At 48.8% G+C, this 22840-nt stretch carries 16 protein-coding genes and 1 riboswitch; of the genes, 13 read left to right on the forward strand and 3 right to left on the reverse strand.

All coding sequences use genetic code 11. From position 1 onward, the window contains the following. Positions 1–42: 42 nt before the first annotated feature. Genes AS034_RS17740 through AS034_RS17750 form a run of 3 tightly spaced genes read right to left on the reverse strand, consistent with a single transcriptional unit; the run spans position 43 to position 2571 of the window. On the reverse strand, positions 43–654 hold the full coding sequence (locus AS034_RS17740) for a hypothetical protein (protein WP_058299597.1): 612 nt from the start codon (positions 652–654) through the stop codon (positions 43–45). Continuing rightward, positions 641–1684 carry an ABC transporter permease subunit gene (locus tag AS034_RS17745; RefSeq protein WP_058299598.1) on the reverse strand — a complete coding sequence of 348 codons (1044 nt, stop codon included), beginning with the start codon at positions 1682–1684 and terminating at the stop codon, positions 641–643. Before AS034_RS17745 ends, AS034_RS17740 begins: the two co-directional genes overlap by 14 nt. Further along, positions 1681–2571 carry an ABC transporter permease subunit gene (locus tag AS034_RS17750; RefSeq protein WP_058299599.1) on the reverse strand — a complete coding sequence of 297 codons (891 nt, stop codon included), beginning with the start codon at positions 2569–2571 and terminating at the stop codon, positions 1681–1683. Before AS034_RS17750 ends, AS034_RS17745 begins: the two co-directional genes overlap by 4 nt. A 787-nt stretch (positions 2572–3358) precedes the next feature. Between AS034_RS17750 and serC the strand changes: the two genes are divergently transcribed. The 13 genes from serC (at position 3359) to AS034_RS17820 (ending at position 22837) form a co-directional block, all read left to right on the forward strand. Continuing rightward, positions 3359–4444: a 3-phosphoserine/phosphohydroxythreonine transaminase gene (gene serC, locus AS034_RS17755; RefSeq protein WP_058299600.1), complete on the forward strand. Its 1086-nt coding sequence runs from the start codon at positions 3359–3361 to the stop codon at positions 4442–4444. Continuing rightward, positions 4444–5616, forward strand: a complete 1173-nt coding sequence (locus AS034_RS17760; RefSeq protein WP_058299601.1) for a phosphoglycerate dehydrogenase — start codon at positions 4444–4446, stop codon at positions 5614–5616. Before serC ends, AS034_RS17760 begins: the two co-directional genes overlap by 1 nt. A 76-nt stretch (positions 5617–5692) precedes the next feature. Beyond that, a complete protein-coding gene (locus AS034_RS17765; RefSeq protein WP_058299602.1) occupies positions 5693–6463 on the forward strand; it encodes an alpha/beta fold hydrolase in 771 nt (256 codons plus the stop codon). 50 nt (positions 6464–6513) lie between these two features. Beyond that, positions 6514–7155: an HD domain-containing protein gene (locus tag AS034_RS17770; RefSeq protein WP_032086669.1), complete on the forward strand. Its 642-nt coding sequence runs from the start codon at positions 6514–6516 to the stop codon at positions 7153–7155. Between the two features lie 73 nt (positions 7156–7228). Further along, entirely contained in the window at positions 7229–7459 is a 231-nt protein-coding gene (locus AS034_RS17775) for a CsbA family protein (RefSeq protein ID WP_058299603.1), read from the forward strand. Between the two features lie 771 nt (positions 7460–8230). Next, a complete protein-coding gene (uvrB, locus tag AS034_RS17785; RefSeq protein ID WP_058299604.1) occupies positions 8231–10213 on the forward strand; it encodes an excinuclease ABC subunit UvrB in 1983 nt (660 codons plus the stop codon). Between the two features lie 7 nt (positions 10214–10220). Next, complete coding sequence (gene uvrA, locus AS034_RS17790) at positions 10221–13094, forward strand: excinuclease ABC subunit UvrA (protein WP_058299605.1); 2874 nt, start codon at positions 10221–10223, stop codon at positions 13092–13094. 349 nt (positions 13095–13443) lie between these two features. Continuing rightward, positions 13444–13548: riboswitch (SAM riboswitch) on the forward strand. A gap of 121 nt (positions 13549–13669) precedes the next feature. Beyond that, positions 13670–14695: a methionine ABC transporter ATP-binding protein gene (locus AS034_RS17795; RefSeq protein ID WP_058299606.1), complete on the forward strand. Its 1026-nt coding sequence runs from the start codon at positions 13670–13672 to the stop codon at positions 14693–14695. Next, on the forward strand, positions 14685–15347 hold the full coding sequence (locus tag AS034_RS17800; protein ID WP_058299607.1) for a methionine ABC transporter permease: 663 nt from the start codon (positions 14685–14687) through the stop codon (positions 15345–15347). The genes AS034_RS17795 and AS034_RS17800 overlap by 11 nt, the downstream gene beginning before the upstream one ends. Positions 15348–15358: 11 nt before the next feature. Further along, positions 15359–16195, forward strand: a complete 837-nt coding sequence (locus AS034_RS17805; protein ID WP_058299608.1) for a MetQ/NlpA family ABC transporter substrate-binding protein — start codon at positions 15359–15361, stop codon at positions 16193–16195. A gap of 12 nt (positions 16196–16207) precedes the next feature. After that, positions 16208–17410, forward strand: a complete 1203-nt coding sequence (locus AS034_RS17810; RefSeq protein WP_058299609.1) for a M20 family metallopeptidase — start codon at positions 16208–16210, stop codon at positions 17408–17410. A gap of 154 nt (positions 17411–17564) precedes the next feature. Then, the gene (locus AS034_RS17815) at positions 17565–18257 is read left to right on the forward strand and encodes an ABC transporter ATP-binding protein (RefSeq protein WP_058299610.1); all 693 of its coding nucleotides are present in this window, start codon (positions 17565–17567) and stop codon (positions 18255–18257) included. Then, positions 18254–22837 (forward strand): FtsX-like permease family protein, encoded by a 4584-nt coding sequence (locus AS034_RS17820; protein ID WP_058299611.1) that lies wholly within the window; start codon positions 18254–18256, stop codon positions 22835–22837. Before AS034_RS17815 ends, AS034_RS17820 begins: the two co-directional genes overlap by 4 nt. The last annotated feature ends 3 nt before the right edge of the window (positions 22838–22840 follow it).

Consider the following 22840-nt stretch of genomic DNA (forward strand, 5'->3'; position numbering starts at 1 on the left):
AAAAAGACCTGTGCTTCGTCGCACAGGTCTTTTTTGCATGAATCACAAGGAAGGACGCGCTTTTTCCTGGCTTTCATTCAGATCCCATTTCCCTTGATAAAATCCTCCGTCATTAAGGTTCGGAAGGGGGGCGAATAAAGCGATTCCGGTCATTTCCGATTGATCAAGTTCATAGTTGAAAACACCTTCGCTCCCGCCTATGTTTTCACCTTTTTCCCCGTACTGATCCTTCACCGCCGGCGGCTGCAGCTCCGGCCTGAATTGGATGGATACCTGATATCTCTTCTGAGGGGCGCTTCGTTTCATGACAATCAAAAAGGTCCCGTCTTCCCCGATTTCACCCGTTTCGGAGACCTTCGTCTCACCAAGTGGCTCCGCTTCCGCATTCATGACCTGCTGCAAGGTGACCGTGTCAGGATATTCCGTCAAGCTCGCTTCGATAACCGCCCCCTGGGGGAGATCCGTCTCTCCGCGGAAAACCAGTTTATCCTTGCTGAACTGGACTTTTGATTGCAGCGAAATCGGCTCTTTTCCTTTTGGTTCGGGTTCACCTTCTGCTTGTTTTAGTGTTTCATCGACCAGGACGACCCGGCAGCCTGACAGAAGAAAGAGGATGGAGAGTGACAAAGCAGTCAGCAGTCTATACGGTTTCACGATGATCCCTCTCCCTCCCCGCAGTGAATTGAAAATCCTCGACACTCTGCTTAGAAAGGGCAGCTTGCCCGCGGCCGCCTTTTTCAACAGACCCGGCTTTGACCGCTTGCCCTTCGATCAGCACCTGCCTCAGAACGGAACTGATTTGATTCACGCAGTAAATTGATACCGCAAAAAACAGCAGCGGTGCGAGCAGGAGCATCGGCTTGTTGAAGACTTGCTGGATGTTGATGCTCATCGTGGCGGCCCATTCATTGGTCACCGAGAAATACTGCGGGATGAACTCCATGACCCCGAAGTTTTCCGTGATCAATCCTCCCAATGTAATATGCAGGATTCCTAGCTGCACAAGAAGAAGGAGAGTCTGAGCGAGCTGTTCCGAGAACAGCACGATCGACTGGCGGCTGAAATACGGCCACAAATGCTTCCGGATCAGATGAAAACGCCCGGCTCCCATCGTCCTCGAAGCCGATATGAAATCCTGCTTCAGGAAATCATGCATCCCCTGTCCGACATACATCCCGAGAGATGGGATGACTATCAGGGCGATCATGATCACCTCGATCATCAGGAACCTGAAGGAGGGAAGCGACCCTCCCGCGAATGCAAGCTGGAGCGGATACAGCAGTATATAGACAACGATGGCAAGCGGGATGAAATTAAATGTGTCCAACAGTCCTTTTGCCCCTGTCCGGATCCAGCGGGGTAGAAAGGCATACAGCACACCCGTGATAAATCCGCCCGTCATTCTTAATAAGGCGATGACGATTGCCGATAACAGCGTGTATTTAGCACCTGCCAACAGGATGATGAATAGATTCCTTCCAAGCTTGTCACTCCCGAGCGGCGGCATTTCGGAAATGGAATAAACAGGTGCCGCAGTCACCCTGCCAGTTTCCTCATCTTTCATATAAGCCGGTCCTGATTCGAGAAAGTCAGGATTCAGCACAGGGACGAGGTAACTCCCGATGATCATGGCAAGCAGGATCAAGATCGGAATCCAAAATCGAATATGTTTGAATACACTCATGCTTCCGCCTCCTCATGGATGCCCGTATATTTTGTCAATAAAAGCTGACCAAGGCTGAATAAGATGAAGAAAGGGATATACACCATCAGCATCCCGATGAAAAATGCACTCGGCTTGCTGACTGCAGTCGACAGCATCGCCACCATGAAACCATTGATATTGAACAGAATTTCAATGATTAACAGATTCGAGAGCATCAGCAGGAATATCGGCTTGATATGATAATAGAAGCTGACCCACACGTTCCTGAACAGATGTACCCACAGTGTATAAGCCTTCGAGAACCCTTTGGAAAAAGAAAATTCCACGTACGGTTTATCTCCTTCTTCCCGCAGCTGGAACAAGAAATTTTTAACGAGAAACGCAACCGGCATCACCGCTAAACAGAAGATCGGCAGCATATAGATCCTCTCTTCCCCGAGGGCATAGATATCGAAAAAAAGAATGCCGGTCTTCTTAAACAGAAAGATGATGAACAACTGCAGGAACACAACTACGAGCACATCCGGCAGCGAATCCAGCAGCTCGAGGATCCTCAGAAAAAACCGGTGGGCCCTGCGGGGGAGCAGCATGGCCAGATAGCTTAATAGGGCAGCACTCACAGCCGCAATGAAAAAAGCCGTCACCAGCAGCAGGAATGAGTAGCCGAACAGTTTCAGCATCATCGGGAATATCGGATACTCCTTCCCGTCCGCTTCAACTTGTACAAATATGGAACCCGGATCGAGCAGGTCCTTTCCGACCAGTTGCAGTGTATGAATATATTTAGCGATATGTATCACAAGTTCATGATCGTACATGAGCAGCGACCCGGCCCCGCTGAATAGGAATAGACCCAGACACGTCAGGATGAATTGAAGGGGCAGCCGGAGGAGCTGTTTTTTCATAAATATCCCTCCCTGAATAATGATGCTTTTGATTACAATTATATTACAAAATTTTCAAACTATTTACCTATTATACTATATCATTTCCACTTTATTCCTTCAATGTCTTGATAGACCCATTGAGGAGGCAATCGAAATACAGACAGAATAAGATGAAATAACATACCGGAACAACAAAAAAACCTCTATCTAATGGAAGTGTATTTTAGTGTTGGTCTCTAAATACCGCTATTGATTTCCGTGGAAGACTTCGCTTTCCGCGGGCGGTTGGTGAGCCTCCTCAGCTTCGCCTGCGGGGTCTCACCTAACACGCTCTTCCCGCAGGAGTCTTCGTCTTCCACTCCAATCAACCGCTTGGACAAGCTGAAATAAAAAGATGAAAAAAATATACAAACCCGCACTTAATTGATTCTTTAAATACAAATAAGCGGGTTTAACAAGACACGATGGCCCCAGCCTCTTACCTCATATCTTAATGGTATTGCGGCTTTTAGGTTTGGTATCATATTAAATCTCCATCGAAAACTTGCATCATCAGTCGTATTGCTAGGGGCAAATAAGGCGATTACGGTGAAGCTAGTCCCGGTATATTCGTAATTAAAAAGTCCCTCGCTCGTTGACCGCCTCTCTATTTTCAAAAACACATAGAACGATACGATGAATAGGAAAATGGACAAAAAAGGGGGTGATTAAGCGTTTACATGTGGGGAGAGTGGGATTGACGCAGAGGCGGGATTTCACTATAATTTGAAAAAATTCGGAACTTTCTGAGAGGGTGGTGTCATAGATGAAAACTGTTTATAATTTCTCGGCGGGTCCTGCGGTGCTGCCGAAGCCGGTGCTTGAGAAAGTGCAGGAGGAAATGCTTGATTACGAAGGGACTGGGATGTCCGTGATGGAACTCAGTCACCGTTCTGGTGCGTTCCAGGAAATCATTGACGGGGCTGAAGCGCTCCTCAGGGGACTGCTCCGCATCCCGGACGATTTTCACGTGCTGTTCATGCAGGGCGGGGCTTCCCTTCAATTTTCGATGATTCCTCTGAATCTGCTCGGCCCGGGCCAGACCGCCGACTATATCGTCACCGGCAGCTGGTCGAAAAAAGCGGTGAAGGAAGCGGAAAAAGTCGGTGAGGTGCGCACGCATCTGCCAAATAGTCAACACAGCATCCCGCAGTTCTCCCGTGATGATTTTTCAAAAGACGCCCGGTATGTACATATCACCTCGAATAATACAATAGAAGGAACGCGCTTCAGCGGGTATCCCGACACTGGGGAGATCCCGCTGATCGCCGACATGTCCTCGCATATCCTGTCAGAGGAACTGGACGTATCGAAGTTCGGGCTCATTTACGCCGGAGCTCAAAAAAATCTCGGGCCGTCGGGAGTCACGGTCGCGATCATCCGCAAGGACCTTGTCGGCCGTGCGCCTGAACATTGTCCGGCGCTCCTGGATTACGAAACCTATGTAAAGCACGGCTCGCTGTTCAACACCCCGCCGACTTTTGCCATTTATGTATTGAAGCTCGTGCTTAAATGGGTGAAAGAGAATGGCGGTTTAGAGGGGATGGAAGCTCGCAACCGGGAAAAAGCGGAGCTCTTGTACTCGGCGATCGATCAGTCCGGTCTCTTCCATAACCCGGTTTCACCTGAAAACAGGTCCCTGATGAACATCCCTTTTTCTGTAGAAAAAGATGAAGTGAACGCAAGATTTTTAAAAGAAGCAAAGGAAGCAGGCTTTGAGTTCCTGAAAGGTCACCGTTCTGTCGGGGGCATGCGCGCAAGCATTTACAACGCGATGCCGCTTCAGGGTGTGAAGGAGCTCGTCGATTTCATGAAGAACTTTGAACGCGAACTGAGTGAAGGAGGATCATGATGCTGACAATCAATACGTACAATGCGATAGCCAAAAGCGGACTTTCATTAATAGAGGATGATCTCAACTATCTCCTGAATGGGGAGGGAGATCCCGACGGACTGCTCGTCAGGTCGAAGAATCTCCATGATTTCTCATTCCCTCCATCGTTAAAAGCAATTGCGCGTGCCGGTGCGGGTGTGAACAATATCCCGGTCGATGACTGTACCGAGAAGGGGATCGTCGTGTTCAACACGCCGGGGGCGAATGCAAATGCCGTGAAGGAACTTGTGCTTGCCAATCTGATCGCTTCTGCCCGCAATCTTTATTCAGCGGTGGGCTGGGCACAGACGCTTCATGGTGAAGAAGATGCAGCCTCGGTCGTCGAGGCAAAGAAAAAGGAATTCGTAGGCAGTGAAATCAAAGGGAAAAAGCTCGGGGTCGTCGGTCTCGGCGCCATCGGTGTCCTTGTCGCGAATGACGCCCTCGCACTCGGAATGGATGTCGTCGCCTACGATCCGTTCATTTCGGTCGATGCCGCATGGAGACTCTCACAGGATGTGAAACGCGCTCATAACATCGAAGACGTCTGGGCGCAGTGCGACTTTGTCACATTCCATATCCCGCTTACGGACAAAACGAAGCACTTCGTGAACAATGACAGCTTCCTGCGCATGAAAAAAGGCATCACCCTCCTCAACTTCTCACGCGGGGAACTTGTGGATGAGCATGCCCTCGGTGATGCATTGAACGCAGGTACCGTCAAAAAATACGTCACCGATTTTCCGAATGAAGCGGTCCTGGGATTGAAAAATGTCATCCCTGTTCCGCATCTCGGTGCTTCCACCGTCGAATCCGAAGAAAACTGCGCGGTGATGGCAGCGCAGCAGCTGAAAGCGTATCTGGAGACAGGGAACATCAAGCATGCCGTCAACCTGCCAGATGTAGACCTTCCATACAGCGGCAAGATGCGACTGACCGTCATGCACAAAAACATCCCGAACATGGTCGGAGGCATCACGACGACCTTATCCGGCTATGCCGTCAACATCGCCGACATGATCAACCGCAGTAAAAACACATGGGCCTACACGATGATTGACCTTGACCAAAAGCTGAACGAAGAAGAGCAGAACGATGTCAAAACAAAACTGAAAGCCATCGATGGCGTCGTATCGGTGCGCCTCATCTAAATAGCATGACTAGAACTCCCTTATCCCGAGAAGAATGTGTAAGAGACACTACTCGGAATAAGGGAGGTTTTTATATATGCCAAGCATACCTTATCAAGGCTCCAGTCTATATTTCGACGATATCGGAAAAGGGACGCCGCTGCTATTCATTCATCCACCCGGAATGGGGAGGGCAGTGTTTTCAAAACAGCACTCCCTTGCCAGTCATTTCAGGCTGATCATCCCGGACTTATCGGGACACGGAGATTCCCCGACCCTGAAGCCGTTCGTCAGCCTAAATTCCTTTGTGGATGAACTTCTTTTCCTTCTTGATCATTTACAGTTATCCACATGTGTACTCCTCGGATATTCAGCCGGAGGTGTGATCGCACAAGAATTCGCCGCGGCATATAATGAAAGAGTAAGCGCCATGATCTTGATCGGGGCTTACCCGAAGGTTGTCCACAATAAGCTGAAAATGATGCATCTGATCGGGATGAAGATGGTCCGTCATAATCCGGTACGGCTCGCTAAAATCATTTCAAAGGCCCATACGAAAGTTAAGTCGGAACGCAAAGAACTCGTCCTTCACATGAACAAGGCGAATCCGGAAGTCTGGTATCATTTTTACAAGCAGTCACTGTGCTATGACGGCATCGAAAAAATGAACCGCTGTAAGGTGCCGCTTATGCTGATATACGGGGAGAAATCGGACTGGGTCAATGATCAGCTGGAGTGCTATAAAGACTGTCATCCGAAGAAAGTCTATATCATACCGGGGGCATCCCACCAAATCCCGACCCTGCATCACGATGCACTCAATGCCATCCTGGCCGGGGAAGTGGAAGGGCTGGTTTCTTTTAAATAAAAGAAGGGTAAGGATACAACCCGGAACGATACAAGAGAGAGGAGAATACTATGGGAATTCATCACTATTTTAAAAGCCTGTCCGACCTCGAGACGCTCGTGCGCTGTCCGGGGAGGTTCAAATATCACGAACATAACGTGGCTAGCCACTCCTTCAAGGTGACCAAGATCTCACAATTCCTCGGGACCGTGGAGGAACAGAATGGACAAGAGGTCGACTGGAAGGCCCTTTACGAAAAATCGCTGAACCATGACTATGCCGAGTTATTCACAGGCGACATCAAAACGCCTGTGAAATATGCATCGGCAGAACTCCGCGAACTGTTCAGCCAGGTAGAAGATCAGATGGTCAAGAAATTCATCGATACCGAAATCCCGCCGCAGTTTCAGGATGTATACAGGGAACGGTTTAAGGAAGGAAAGGATGCATCACTCGAAGGCCAGATCCTGTCGGTCGCCGATAAAATCGACCTTCTTTATGAATCATTCGGAGAAATTCAGAAAGGGAATCCAGACCCGTTATTCATGGAGATTTACGAGGGAGCCCTGTCGACCATCATGAAATTCAGGGAGCTCGAGTGCGTCCGATATTTCCTCGACTACATCCTCCCCGACATGCTCTCGGAAAAATTCATCCCCCACAGTGAATTGAAAGAACGGACGGAGCGGCTGATCCAGTCAGCGGACGAATAGCGAGAAAAACCTTTCATATATAGACGTTATTCGTTAAAATATGGTTATTCCCGTCATTTGAGGAGAGTGGACCGTGTCTAAAATCATACTGGGTATCTTTTTGCCGGGATTGCTCGTGATTCTGTTCGCCAGAGTCACCTACAATCATTACGTCGGACTCATACTTACCGTAGCCCTGATCGCTGCATCCGTATCAAAAGGATATACCGACTCCTGGGGACTGATCGTCGTCGACGCAGCATCCCTCACCGTCGGATTCTGGTACAGCAATCGAATGATGAACAAAGCGAAACAAAAAACCTGAGCACTGTGGACAAACCGGTGCCCGGGTTTTTCTTTTTGAGGGGATTGTGGATAACTGTTAGAGAATTGTGAATAAACAAGTTTGTTTTAAAGTTATTCACACTGTGAATCCGGATTCATACACATTATTCACAGGTTACAGTCAGATTTGTGGATAAATATTGTTTTTTCCACAAATAACGAGTAGTTATACACATAGTTATTAACAAGTTGTGTGTATTGTTTGGGCTCGTCATCGATCGCAGTCGTTCTATTAAAGCAGCTAGTGCAGAGGTGTGGAATTTTTGGGATTTATTTCTATTTGACGGAATTATCTTGGAAATTAAAAGATTATCGGGCTGAATTCGAAGAATAATGGTTAATATTGAAAGATTAAGGGTCAAAATTAAAAGATTCCAGCCTGAAATTCGAAGATTCCGGCTTCAACGGCCCATTCCTCATATGCTTGTCGCCTCAGAACAATCCCCCTCCGTGAATTAATTGGGACAGCCCCATATAAATTGATCGCCATCCCCTCCCGCCGCCCTGGAAACTGATCCGAAGGCGTAAAAAAATCAATTAATTCATACTCCATAGTTATCCACATATCCCCTACACCGCTCTTTCCCTTTCCAAGAACCTCCTGACTAAATAAACGAACTTTTGTTCGCTTTTTGTTGGTTATTTCTGTACGATATGTGGTAGAATGTGTATAGATGAATGGACTGTGTTTATTATGTGAATAAATAGGTAAATAACAAGGTACGGATTCTTTTGTACAGGAGGTTTCACGGTGAAGGAACAATTTCAGTTAAAGTCCAAATACAAGCCGGAGGGCGATCAGCCGAAGGCGATTGACAGATTGGTTCAGGGAGTTAATGAAGGGAAACGTCATCAGACGCTCCTCGGGGCGACAGGTACCGGTAAGACCTTTACCGTTTCCAACGTGATTCAAAAAGTGGAGAAACCGACATTGATTATTGCCCACAATAAAACACTTGCCGGTCAGCTATACAGTGAATTCAAGGATTTTTTCCCTGATAATGCTGTCGAGTATTTCGTCAGCTATTACGATTATTATCAACCTGAGGCGTATGTTCCCCAGACCGATACATTTATAGAAAAAGACGCAAGCATCAATGATGAAATCGATAAGCTCCGCCACTCGGCTACATCCTCTTTATTCGAGCGGAGGGACGTCATCATCATCGCTTCCGTCTCCTGCATATACGGGTTGGGTAACCCGGAAGAATACCGCGAGCTTGTCTTATCCCTCCGTACAGGGATGGAAATCGAGCGGAATCAGCTTCTCCGCAAGCTTGTGGATATCCAATACGAACGAAACGACATCGATTTTCAGCGCGGGACCTTCCGCGTACGCGGTGATGTTGTGGAAATCTTCCCCGCTTCTCGTGATGAACACTGCATGCGCGTGGAGTTTTTCGGAGATGAGATCGACCGCATCCGCGAAGTCGATGCCCTGACAGGCGAAATTATGGGAGACCGTGATCACGTCGCCATCTTCCCGGCATCCCACTTCGTAACACGTGAAGAAAAGATGCAGGTGGCGATCAAAAATATCGAAAAAGAACTGGAAGAACAGCTGGCGATCATGAAAGAAGACGGCAAGCTTCTCGAAGCCCAGCGTCTCGAACAGCGGACCCGCTATGACCTTGAAATGATGAGGGAAATGGGCTTCTGTTCAGGAATCGAAAACTATTCCCGTCACCTTACATTGAGGCCGCCGGGTTCCACACCATATACGCTCCTTGATTATTTTCCGGATGATTTCATGATCGTCGTGGATGAGTCACACGTGACTCTGCCTCAGATCAGGGGGATGTTCAACGGGGACCAGGCACGGAAAAAAGTGCTTGTCGACCACGGCTTCCGTCTGCCTTCAGCGATGGATAACAGACCGCTCAGGTTCGAGGAATTCGAAGAAAAGGTCCAGCAGCTTCTCTATGTTTCCGCAACGCCGGGCCCTTATGAACTTGAACACAGCCCTGAAATGATCGAGCAGATCATCCGTCCGACAGGTCTGCTTGACCCCGTCATCGAAGTTCGCCCGATCGAAGGGCAGATCGATGACCTTCTCGGTGAAATCAATGAGCGGATCGAGAAAAATGAGCGCGTCCTCGTGACGACATTGACAAAGAAAATGTCAGAGGATCTTTCCGCTTATTTAAAAGAAATCGGCATCAAAGTGCAATACCTGCACTCGGAAATCAAGACGCTCGAGCGGATCGAAATCATCCGCGACCTGCGCCTCGGGAAATTCGATGTTCTCGTCGGGATCAACCTGCTTCGTGAAGGACTCGATCTCCCTGAAGTTTCGCTGGTATCGATCCTTGACGCAGATAAGGAAGGATTCCTTCGCTCTGAACGTTCACTCATCCAGACGATCGGACGCGCCGCGCGTAACTCAAACGGTAAAGTCATCATGTACGCCGATAAGATGACGGATTCGATGCAGAAGGCGATCGATGAAACGAAACGCCGCCGTGAAATCCAGATTGAATACAACGAAAAGCATGGAATCACGCCGACGACGATCCAAAAAGAAATCAGGGATGTCATCCGTGCGACCCATGCTGCTGAAGAAGCAGGGGTTTATGAGGGGAAAGAGACAAAAGTATCAAATATGTCCAAACCGGAGAGACAAAAACTTATTACTAGCTTGGAAGTGGAAATGAAAGAAGCAGCCAAGGCGCTCGACTTTGAACGTGCAGCCCAGCTTCGCGACACCATTCTTGAGCTTAAGGCGGAAGGATGAAACAGGAATGGCCAAAGACCAAATTATCGTACAAGGAGCAAGAGCTCATAATTTAAAAAATATAGATATCAAAATCCCAAGGGATAAGCTGGTCGTCCTGACCGGTTTATCCGGATCCGGGAAGTCCTCCCTTGCATTTGACACGATCTACGCAGAAGGGCAGAGACGTTATGTCGAGTCACTGTCTGCTTATGCACGTCAATTCCTGGGACAGATGGATAAGCCGGATGTCGATTCCATCGAAGGATTATCCCCGGCGATTTCGATCGACCAGAAAACGACAAGCAAAAACCCGAGGTCGACGGTTGGAACGGTCACTGAAATCTATGACTATCTGCGACTGTTATTTGCCCGTGTCGGGAAACCGATCTGTCCGAATCACGGCATCGAAATTTCTTCCCAGACGATTGAGCAGATGGTCGACCGGATCCTTGAGTATCCCGAACGCACGAAGCTTCAGGTTCTCGCACCTGTGGTGTCCGGGCGGAAAGGGACCCACGTCAAGACGCTTGAAGACATCAAGAAGCAAGGGTTCGTCCGTGTCCGTGTAAACGGCGAGGTTCAGGATCTTGGGGAAGAGATCAAACTTGAAAAGAATAAAAAGCATACCATCGAAGTCATCATTGACCGGATCGTCGTGAAAGACGGTGTGGCAGCGCGATTATCCGATTCATTGGAAACGGCCCTCCGCCTGGCAGACGGCCAGGTCGTCATCGATGTGATCGGAGAGGAAGAGCTCCTGTTCAGTGAACATCATGCCTGCCCTTATTGCGGATTCTCGATCACGGAGCTTGAACCGAGAATGTTCTCTTTCAACAGTCCGTTCGGGGCATGCCCCAGCTGTGACGGCCTTGGAACGAAGCTTGAAGTGGACAAGGACCTCGTCATCCCGAACTGGGACCGCACATTGAACGAGCACGCGATCGCCCCGTGGGAGCCGACCAGTTCACAATACTATCCATCCCTTTTGAAGGCAGTCTGCGATCACTACAGCATCCCGATGGATGTGCCGGTCAAGGATATCCCGAAAGATAAAATGGATAAAATCCTGAAGGGGTCGGGCAGGGATGAAATCTACTTCCGCTATGAAAACGACTTCGGCCAGGTGCGCGAGAATTATCTCCGCTTTGAAGGAGTCATGAAAAATATCGAGCGGCGCTACCGTGAAACAAGCTCGGACTATATCCGGGAGCAGATGGAGAAATACATGGCGCAGCAGGACTGCCCGACTTGTAACGGCCACCGCCTGAAGGAAGAAAGCCTGGCGGTGAAGGTGGACGCTCTCCATATCGGGGAAGTCACTGCATTCTCGATCGAGGAAGCGGACAACTTCTTTGCACAGCTTGAACTTTCCGAAAAAGACATGAAAATCGCAAGGCTGATCCTGAGGGAAATCCGTGAGCGGCTCGGCTTCCTAGTGAATGTAGGGCTTGATTATCTGACATTAAGCCGTGCCGCAGGAACCCTTTCCGGAGGGGAAGCACAGCGGATCCGTCTCGCGACCCAGATTGGATCGCGCCTGACGGGAGTCCTGTATATCCTGGATGAGCCATCCATCGGACTTCATCAGCGGGACAACGACCGCTTGATCGATACACTCAAGAATATGCGTGATATCGGCAACACGCTGATTGTCGTCGAGCATGATGAGGATACGATGCTTGCAGCCGATTATCTGATCGATATCGGTCCCGGGGCAGGGGTGCACGGAGGGGAAGTCATCTCTGCAGGGACCCCTGATGAAGTCATGAGTGACAAGAATTCATTGACCGGACAATATTTATCCGGGAAGAAATTCATCCCGCTGCCTCAGGAGAGACGAAAGCCGGACGGCAGATATATCGAAATTGTCGGGGCAAAAGAGAACAACCTGAACAATGTGAAAGCGAAGTTTCCGCTCGGCGTCTTCACCGCGGTAACCGGGGTTTCCGGTTCCGGTAAAAGTACTCTGATCAATGAGATCCTTCACAAATCCCTGGCGCAAAAACTTCATAATGCCAAAACCAAACCTGGTGAGCACAAAGAAGTGAAAGGGATCGACCATCTCGAAAAAGTCATCGATATCGATCAGTCACCGATCGGACGTACCCCAAGATCGAATCCGGCAACCTACACAGGGGTATTCGATGATATCCGTGATGTCTTTGCAACCACCAATGAAGCAAAGGTGCGCGGGTATAAAAAAGGCCGCTTCAGCTTCAACGTAAAAGGCGGAAGATGCGAAGCCTGTCGCGGTGACGGAATCATCAAAATCGAAATGCACTTCCTGCCGGACGTGTATGTTCCATGTGAAGTATGTCATGGAAAACGATACAACCGTGAAACGCTTGAAGTGAAATACAAGGATAAGAATATTGCGGATGTTCTTCAAATGACAGTGGAAGATGCGGTGAAGTTCTTCGAAAACATCCCGAAAATCAAACGGAAGCTTCAAACGATCTTTGATGTCGGGTTAGGCTATATCACACTCGGCCAGCCTGCGACGACCCTTTCAGGAGGAGAAGCGCAGCGTGTAAAACTGGCATCCGAGCTGCACCGCCGTTCAACCGGCCGTTCGCTTTACATCCTGGACGAACCGACAACGGGTCTCCATGTCGATGACATTTCACGTCTGCTCACCGTCCTTCAGCGCCTTGTTGATAACGGCGATACCGTGCTCGTCATCGAGCACAACCTCGACGTCATCAAGGCGGCCGACTACATCGTCGACCTCGGACCTGAAGGCGGTGACAAAGGCGGAACCATCATCGCCAGCGGAACCCCAGAAAAAGTGGCGGAAGCCAAAGGATCCTACACAGGCAAATACCTGAAACCGATCCTCGACCGCGACCGCGAACGCATGAAAAAGAAAATCCGCGAAAAAGAAGAAGTAACAAGTTAGATTGATGAAAGAGAGTTAGGAGAAATCCTGCTCTCTTTTTTTTGCTGTTGGTTATGAAGAATTTTCTCTTGAATTAGTACACTGAGTGGATTGGAGCGGAAGGCATTTGACTCCGACGGGATTTAGAGGAAATGTCGAGACCCCGCAGGCAAAGCCGAGGAGGCTCGCCTTCCTCCCCGCGGAAAGCAAATGCCTGGAGAGCAAAGGAACGGTCAAAGTTTACACGGAAATCAACTGCGGTGATTAAAATCAAAATTCTTCAAAAACAGGATTGACAAACCAATTAGAATCCTTTACCATTACCCTAATGCTTAAACGCATCATAACTTTAACTTAATAAAGCGATATCTTCTTATCCAGAGAGGTGGAGGGACTGGCCCTGCGAAACCTCGGCAACGGGTTCTTATGAATACCGTGCCAATTCCATCAAGTCATATGACTTGAGAGATGAGAAGAGCGGGACATATACATATTTGTGCCTCTCTTCTTATGAAGGGGGGCACTTTTTATTTTTCATCCATGTCCTTCAAATACCGGCATCAAGAAGAATACACAGTGAAAGGAGCAAGTCCTGTATGATCAGAGTTCAGAATGTTACGAAAGTATTCGAGACAAAAGACGGTCCGTTCACCGCATTGAAGGATGTTTCTTTTGAAGTGAAGAAGGGAGAAATATACGGCGTGATCGGGTTCAGCGGAGCGGGAAAAAGCACGCTTGTCCGCTGTCTCAATTTTTTAGAGAAACCATCATCGGGTGATATTTTCATAGAGGGGCGCAGTCTGAAAGATCAGTCGGCAATCGATCTGAGGAAAGAGCGGCACCGCATAGGGATGATTTTTCAGCACTTCAATCTGTTCCAATCCCGGACGGTGGCAGGGAATATCGCTTATCCTCTGAAACTGGCAAAATGGCCGAAAGAAAAAATCAACGAGAGGGTAGATGAATTGCTCGCGTTTGTCGGACTTGAAGATAAAGCGAAGCATTATCCGGATGAACTGTCGGGAGGGCAGAAGCAAAGGGTGGGTATCGCAAGGGCCCTTGCGACATCCCCTTCGATCCTGCTCTGTGACGAAGCAACATCGGCACTTGATCCACAGACGACGGAGTCTATCCTGAACTTATTAAAGAGAATCAACGCGGAGTATGGCATTACGATTGTGATGATCACCCATGAAATGCAGGTCATCCGGGAAATCTGCGACAAAGTCGCCGTCATGGAAAATGGGAAAATCGTTGAAGAGGGCAGTGTCTTCGATATCTTTTCCAACCCGCAGACCTCTACAACGAAAAACTTCGTGAAGAGCGTCATGAATGATCAGCTGCCGGCATCGGTTCTCAACAAATTGAATGACAGCAAAGAAGGGCGCGTCTGCCGCCTGATTTTCAAAGGAGATTCGACCGGCACGCCGATCCTGTCCGAAACGGCAAAGAAATTCAATGCCCACATCAATGTATTATTCGGCCAGATCACGGAACTCCAGGGAAAGCCGTTCGGGAATCTCATCGTACAGATCATCGGCAGCAAGAAAGAAACGGAAGAAATCCTGGATTATTGGAAGAACAGATTATTCGTAAGCGAGGTGGAGAAGCGTGCAAGTTAACTGGGAATTATTCTGGCCGAGAATCATAGAAGCTACATGGGATACCGTGGCGATGGTGTCATTCTCCCTCCTGTTTGCAACGTTGATCGGGCTTCCGCTCGGCATCATCGTTGTAGTGACGAGGAAAGGGCACTTACTTGAAAATAAAGCCGTCTTTTCCGTATTGAGCAGCATCATCAATGTGTTCCGTTCAATCCCGTTCATCATCTTGATGGTAGCGATCATCCCTTTTACAAGATTGGTAGTGGGGACATCGATCGGGACAGCGGCAGCAGTGGTACCGCTTGTCGTATTTGCCGCTCCTTATATTGCGAGATTGGTAGAGAGCTCACTCCTTGAAGTGGAACCGGGGGTCATCGAAGCGGCTGAGTCCATGGGAGCGGGACCGTGGCAGATCATCTTCGGGATCCTTATCCCGGAAGCACTGAGTACGCTGGTCCTGAATATCACGATTGCCACCATCGGCCTTGTCGGGGCTTCGGCCATGGCCGGGGCAGTTGGAGGCGGAGGCCTCGGGGATCTCGCCATTGCGTACGGATATCAGCGATTTGAAACGTCCGTCATGATCGTAACCGTCATTATTTTAGTGGTGATGGTGCAGGGACTGCAGACAGCAGGAAACACATTATCAAAAATCATCAGGAGACGATAGGAGAGAAAAATATGAAAAAATCAATTAGTCTGGCAAGTATAGCTATTTTATTATTCACCCTTATTTTGAGCGGCTGCTCGGGAGACAGTGCATCCGGTTCAGGGGAAAAAGAAACCGTTAAAGTCGGAGTGAATGGATCGGGCGTGCCGATCTGGGAGTATATGAAAGAGAAAGCAGCGAAGGAAGGCATTGAAATCGAGATTGTGGAGTTCGCGGATTACGTGAGACCGAACCAGGCGCTTGCCGATGGGGATATCGACCTCAATGCTTTCCAGACGATTTCGTATTTTGATTCTTTCGTTGAAGAACATAACCTGGACCTTGTGCCGATCGGCTCGACGATCATTGCGCCGATGGGAATTTACTCAGAGAAATATAAATCGGTGGATGATCTGCCGAATGGAAGCAAGGTTGCCCTGCCTCAGGAAGCAACCAACATGGGGCGCGCACTCCTTCTTTTACAGGAAGCAGGTTTGATCCAACTGAAAGAAGGATTTGATCAGTCACAAGGTCTTGATGCAATCAAAGAAAATCCGAAGAATCTTGAGTTCACACCTGTCGTCGCAGCGCAGACTCCAAGGGTGCTGCCGGATGTAGCGGCATCCATCATCAATAATGGTGTGGCTGTCGAAGCGGGCCTCATACCTGTTGATGACAGCATCTACATCGAAGGGGCGGAATCCAAGCCTTATATCAATATCATCGCTGCACAGGAAAAAGATAAAGACAATAAGACCTATAAAAAAATCGTCGAGCTGTATCAGGAAGATGACGTAGCGGAACATATCAAGAAAACATATAAAGATTCCCTGATCCCGACATTCGTGCCGGTCAGTGAATTACATTAGGAGGGAGAAGAGATGAGTCAACCAGCAGCAGTTGCCGATCGTAAAAACAACATCGTCTCGGCCGTGGATCAATTGGCTGTGAAACTCGTGTCGACCAGCCACCAGATCCACGACCAACCTGAAATCGGAAACGAAGAATTCTTCGCTTCAGAGACCTTGACCACCCTCCTTGCAGCCCACGGGTTCTCTATCGAAAGGGGAGTGGCGGGTCATGAGACTTCCTTTGTGGCACGTAAACATTCAGGGAAAGAAGGGCCGGTCATCGGCTACCTGGCTGAATACGATGCCCTGCCCGGCCTGGGTCACGCCTGCGGCCACAATATCATCGGGACGGCAAGCTGCGGGGCGGCCATCGCCCTGTCGTCCGTACTCGATGAAACAGGAGGGGAAGTGGTGGTGTTCGGGACTCCTGCAGAGGAAGGCGGCCCGAATGGAAGTGCGAAGGGCAGTTTTGTAAAAGCAGGCCTGTTCGAAGGAGTGGATGCGTGCATGATGGTCCATCCGTTCAACCGGACGACACCTACAGGCAAAACGCTCGCAGTCGATCCACTTGATTTCGAATTCAAAGGAAGGTCTGCCCATGCAGCAGCCTCCCCCGAAGACGGCATCAATGCACTTGACGGTGTGATTCAGCTGTTCAACGGCATCAACGCCCTCCGTCAGCACGTGACGGATGATGTGCGGATCCACGGCATCATCACCCACGGCGGCGACGCTCCGAACATCGTCCCGGACTATGCAAAGGCCCGCTTCTATATACGCGCCGCAACCAGAGAAGCGTGCAATGAAGTCACGAAGAAAGTGAAAGCGATCGCTGAGGGATCGGCACTTGCCACCGGGACGGAATTGAATGTAATCAAAATCCAGAACGAAGTCGACCACTTCCAGCTCAACAGCCGTTTCGATCAAGTATTCCAACAGTCCATCGAGTCACTCGGCGAATACTTTGACGATACGGAACGAAAAGGCCTCGGCTCCTCCGATGCCGGCAACGTCAGCCGGGTGGTCCCGACCATCCACCCCTACATCAAAATCGGCCCCGAATCCCTCGTCGTCCATACGAACGAATTCAGGGAAGCGGCCAAGTCCACCGAGGGGGACCGTGCACTTGTGATCGGAGCAAAGGCATTGGCGCTGACGGGGTATGAACTGTTGACGGACGCCCGGCTATTAACGAATATTTGGGATGAATTTAAGTTGCAGCAGAATAAATAAGGTAAAGCATGCAGTCCAATAGAGGGCTGCATGTTTTTTGCTGCTTTTAAATTATGAAAATAGTGAAAACAAATATTTTACATTAAACCCACATATTTGTAATGTTTTTGTTATAATTATAAAAATATTCTTAAAATTGAGATGAGGTTGTAAAATGAGTCTATCGATTGTCATGAAGCAGGTGACTAAATCATTTAAAGGAGAAGGGGTGGAGACCAAAGCCCTATCGAACGTATCCATAGAATTCAAGGCCGGTGAGTTTGTATCGGTCGCAGGTTCATCAGGATCAGGAAAATCGACGCTCCTCAGCCTCATAGGGACGCTGGACCAGTCGACCAGCGGGGAAATCCTGTATGACTCAGTAAACGTCAATAAACTCAGTCAAAAGCAGCTGGCCGATTTCCGTTTTGCCAATATTGGTTTCATCTTTCAGCAATTTCATCTGATTCCGACGATGACATCCCTTGAGAACGTCATGGCTCCCCTGTTTTCAAGGAAAGTTCCTTATGATAAGAAGGAACGTGCACAGGAATTATTGAAAAAGGTAGGGTTGGGGGACAAGCTGAACTCGCTGCCTTCCCAGTTATCCGGTGGCCAGCAGCAGCGTGTGGCCATCGCCCGGGCACTGATTCATGAGCCGAAGTGGCTGCTTGCGGATGAACCTACAGGGAATCTCGATACGGCGACGGGAGATATCATTTTCTCCACCTTATCGGCATTGAATAAAGAAAAAGGGTGCGGTGTCATTTTTGTCACGCATGATCCTGCCCTTGCGGCTAAGGCAGACCGGATGATTGAGATGAAGGATGGGATCATCATTGCCGACAGAGAGGGTATGCACCCATGATCCGGTTTATTTGGAACTCATGGTGGAGGAACAAGGACAGGTTCATCCTGCTGATCATCGGGGTCCTTTTGCTCAGCGTCGGCCTCAGTTATCTGGTCGGTGTGACACAATCGAATAATGGCACCATCGTGAATGAGCTGCAAAAAAGGTGGAAGTCGTCCTACCATATTGTCGTCAGGCCGCCCGATTCACGGAGTGTGACGGAGGATTTGCATCTTTTAGAACCCAATTATTTAAGCGGGCTGCATGAAGGTATATCCATGGAACAGTATGAAACAATCAAAGGGATGGATAACATTGACATAGCCGCCCCTATTTCCATGATGGGCTCAATCGGTAACTACGTTGAACTCGGGAAGGCAGACATTACTGATCCGGGTGTTTATCGTGTAAAACACATTGAAACGGTCGACAACGGGGCAAGCGAAGATATTTCGGAGGGCGAATTCTACTTTACCGTCGGTGGATGGGATGCGATGAGCGCCGGTATGGATTATGGTGTGCTTGTATATGACGGTGAAATGGAATACGGGACAGATATCATGGTCGCCGGTATCGATCCCGAGCAAGAAGCGAAACTTGTCGGATTGGATGCTGCCGTACTTGAAGGAAAGACAAGCAGGTATTTAGAGGAAGACGACAAATCGGAACAAATTGAAATAGAAGCTGGGCTGGTGGAAACCAATATTCCGGCTCTCATGAGCAACAAGGAATTTGTAGATGGTGAAATGACGTATGTGTTTGAAAAGCTCGATCTCCCTTTTGGACCGGAAGAGCATTCTGGCACGATGGAAGAGGTAAAGAAGAAGGGCGGAGAGGATTTCCTTAAAACCGTTGAGGGCACGGTTGTGAAAGAATATTCCTACACAGCTAAGGAAGCACATAAGAAAATGGTGAACCGGGTGATGAACCCGAGCTATATGGACGGTGACAGAGGCATGAACTGGCTGGCTGCCAAACCGTCGGCGGTGGAATACCGGCCGGTCAGCAGTCCATTCCCGGACAGGTGGGCATACAGTTACGAAGTGACTCCGTATGATATACCGGAAGATTCAATCCTGCCATTCGAGCAAGCATTTCGCCCGGTCGAGCTTTATGGGGAAAAATCATCCGACTGGCCGAGACTGAATATTGATATCAAGGGGATATTCGACCCTTCAAAGCTCAATATATCGAAAGATCCGCTGACCGAACTTCCGGTGGAGACGTACTTCCCTTCCAAGGCCAGCTGGGTTCTCGATAAGAACGGGGAGCCCGTGAATCCTCCTTCAAAAATGAAACCGGCCAATAATCCTTATGGCTTCCTGACAAGGCCTCCGCTCATGCTGACAACAATTGAAGCAGCTTCAAAGGTCATGGGGAATAAGCCCATTTCCGCCATCCGGGTGAATGTTGCCGGGGTGGAAGAGTTCAATGAAGAAAGCGAGGCACTTCTTCAGGAGGCGGCGGATAAGATTGAACAGGAGACGGGATTGATTGCGGATGTCACGCTCGGTTCTTCTCCCCAGCCGGCGCTGACCCGCATTCCGGGTATAGAAGGGGAAGAAAGCATAGGATGGATCGAGCAGCCATGGATCAAGATCGGATCGTCCATGACGATATTCAAGGAAGCGAAGCTGGGGATCAGCGGAGTTGTGGGCAGTGTGGTGGCTGTGGCGATCGTCTATGTATTCTCGTCAAATCTGATCATGATGTATGGAAGGAAGAAGGAATTTGCCGTCTTTCTATCGCTCGGATGGAGGCCGGGGCAGCTGTCGAAACTACTGCTGCTGGAAGCCACCTTCCTCGGACTGACTGTATCGCTCATCAGTTGGCTGATCCTCGGGTGGTTCCTATATACCTCCCCGATTGAGACGTCGGGTCTGAGGATCTTCCTGATTGGTCTCCTCGGATTGTTGATCTACTGGCTCGGGGCCCTCATACCGGCAGTTTTGGTCAGGAAGATCAAACCGTATGAAACGATGAAGACCGGGGAGGTGTCAACGGCACGGAAGCGAATGGTGAAATCCAGATCGGTTACGGGAATGGCGCTTAACGGGCTGCTTTCGAAATGGAAGAGGACGATGCTCTCGGTCTTCTCGATCGGCCTTCCGACAGGGATGCTCCTGTTCTTCCTTTTTGTCACGTTCCGTTTGAAGGGTGTCATGTTTACGACGTGGCTGGGAGAGTACGTAGCGATGGAAGTGAGCTCGATGCATTATGTAGCGATGGGAATCGCACTGATGATCGCCATTTTGACAACCGCAGAGATCATCTGGCAGAACGTATCCGAAAGACAGCCCGAAATCGCTGTTTTGAAAGCGCTCGGCTGGAGAAACGGCACGATTAGGAGGCTGGTCATGCTTGAAGGCGCCATTTCCGGGCTGTTTGCAGGACTGCTTGGCCTTGTGTTCTCCTTCCTGTTGATCTGGGCCATGTACGGTGAGATACCGTTCGGACAGATCTGGCTTTACGTCCTGACGATGTTGATCCCGATGATCACCGGAACCCTAGCCAGTATCCTGCCTGCGCAAAAAGCAGCGAGGATTTCCCCTTATCAGGGACTGAGCGGCGGGGTGCAGAACAGCAGGAAAGTGGAGAAGCAGTTTAAATTCATTCTTTCGGCCGCGGGGGTTCTCCTTTTTCTTGGAGTCGCCTCCCTTGTCACATATGCCGTATCAAATATCAAACAAGCGGAACCCGTCTCCGGCATGGCCTCTCCTGAAGAGGAGAAAGGGACGGCAGGAGAAATCACGGATGATTCCAAGGAGAAGAAGAAAAAAACAGGCGGGGAGAAGAAAGATGATTCTTCAGCTTCCAAAAGTGATTCAACTTTGCTCAGCGGGATTAAAGCTTCCGCCTACAGGTCTGCCATGCTTGGGGAGAGTATTTTGAATGATGAAGAACAGTACCATTTCGGGAAGCTCGTGAAAACCCCGGACAATGTGAAAGCCGCCAAAAAAGGATACAAGCATATCACGGTTCCGGTCGAGGCAGAGTTCCTTCATTCATTCAATGGAAAGATTGATTATAATCCAAATATGTTCCATTTGATCGATGAAGATAATAACACGTATTATACCGTAGATGCACAAACGTTGGACGCAATCAATTTCAAATCAGGCGTCATAACGCCTCCGGGAATGGTCAGTGCCCTTCTCACATTTGAGGTGCCGGAGAAATACGACCACTTCATTTTCAAAGGCGGAAAGATTAGTCAGCCGGGTCCTTTTGCTATAGAAATAACGAAAGAAGATACTGCTGCAGAAAGAAAAGCATATACACCGGGGATTGATCTTGGAAAACGGATGAATGCCAGAGCCAACTATTCTATTGATGTCTCACTGGGAACAGATGATATGTTTACGATAAAATCGACCGCGGCTGTCAGCAATCAATCGGATGAAGTTTGGGAGGATGCCGGATTCTACTTCATTCCCAACGCCTTGACTGAAGGTGAAAAACCGTCTTCAGTGAAGGGGGCAGCCGAAACAACCATCTTATCCGTCAAGAGTGTAGATAAAGAACTTGATTATTCACTTGAAAACGATAAGCTGCTAGTCTCGCTTGATGAAAAACTGAAGCCGGGCGAAAAGAAATGGATCACTGTCAGCTATACGCTGAAGGTTCCGGAAGAAGGCCTCAGGCTATCCAGGAAAGGGAACAGTTATCATCTGGCGCAGTGGTATCCGATGATTGCTCCTTATGATGGGGGATGGAAGCTCCAGGACTTTGATCCGAAAGGTGAATCCTATCATACCTCATACGGCAATTATAAGGTTAATTTTCAACTTCCAGGGGATTATTTAATCGCAAGTTCCGGCAAGGAAATGAAGATTGAACCGGTTAAAGAAGGGGAAATAGAAGCATTTACAATCAAGGACTTTTATCTCTCTTTCCTGGATCCTGCTGAGTGGGAGGAAACATCCATCGAAGCAAGTACGGGAATCGTTTCGAAATCAGATCTTCGATTATTCCTTCCGAAAGAGAAAGGGCAAATGAGCAGTGAAATGCTCTCTTTCGCAAAAGAAGCATTCGAATTCTATAATAGTAATTTAGGAGTTTACCCTTTTGAGCAATTGGATATCATCGCGAATATGGGGAACATGGAATATTCAAACGTGATAGAGGTCTCAAACGAAGCCGGCGGATTCCAGCACACACTTGCGCATGAGATCGCTCACCAATGGTTTTACTATATGGTTTCGAATGACCCCTATCAGGACGCCTGGCTTGATGAAGGCATTACTGAACTTGCTTCCTCCATCTTTTTGGAAGAATACTATGGTAATGAAGCCAAAGCCTATGCTTTCTCTGAAGGACTGGCCGGCCAAAATACCGGTGACGGGAAAGTGAACCGGGGGCTGAATGAATTCGGAAAGGACTATATTTCCGTTGTATACGGAAACGTACCGCTCCTCTTACGTGATTATTTTGAAAATAATGGAGGGAGAGGCGATGCCCTCAGTTTCCTTTCAGACTATTTTCAAACTTTTCAATTCAACGAAGTCGACACCCGGATCTTTGCCGAATTTTTCGACCGCCGCTTTGACGGGGATCAAAAAGAATTTTTGGATCAGTGGCTTAATACTGAAGAGTGAGCT

It is taken from the genome of [Bacillus] enclensis, from assembly GCF_001456935.1.
Taxonomy (GTDB): domain Bacteria; phylum Bacillota; class Bacilli; order Bacillales; family Bacillaceae_B; genus Rossellomorea; species Rossellomorea enclensis.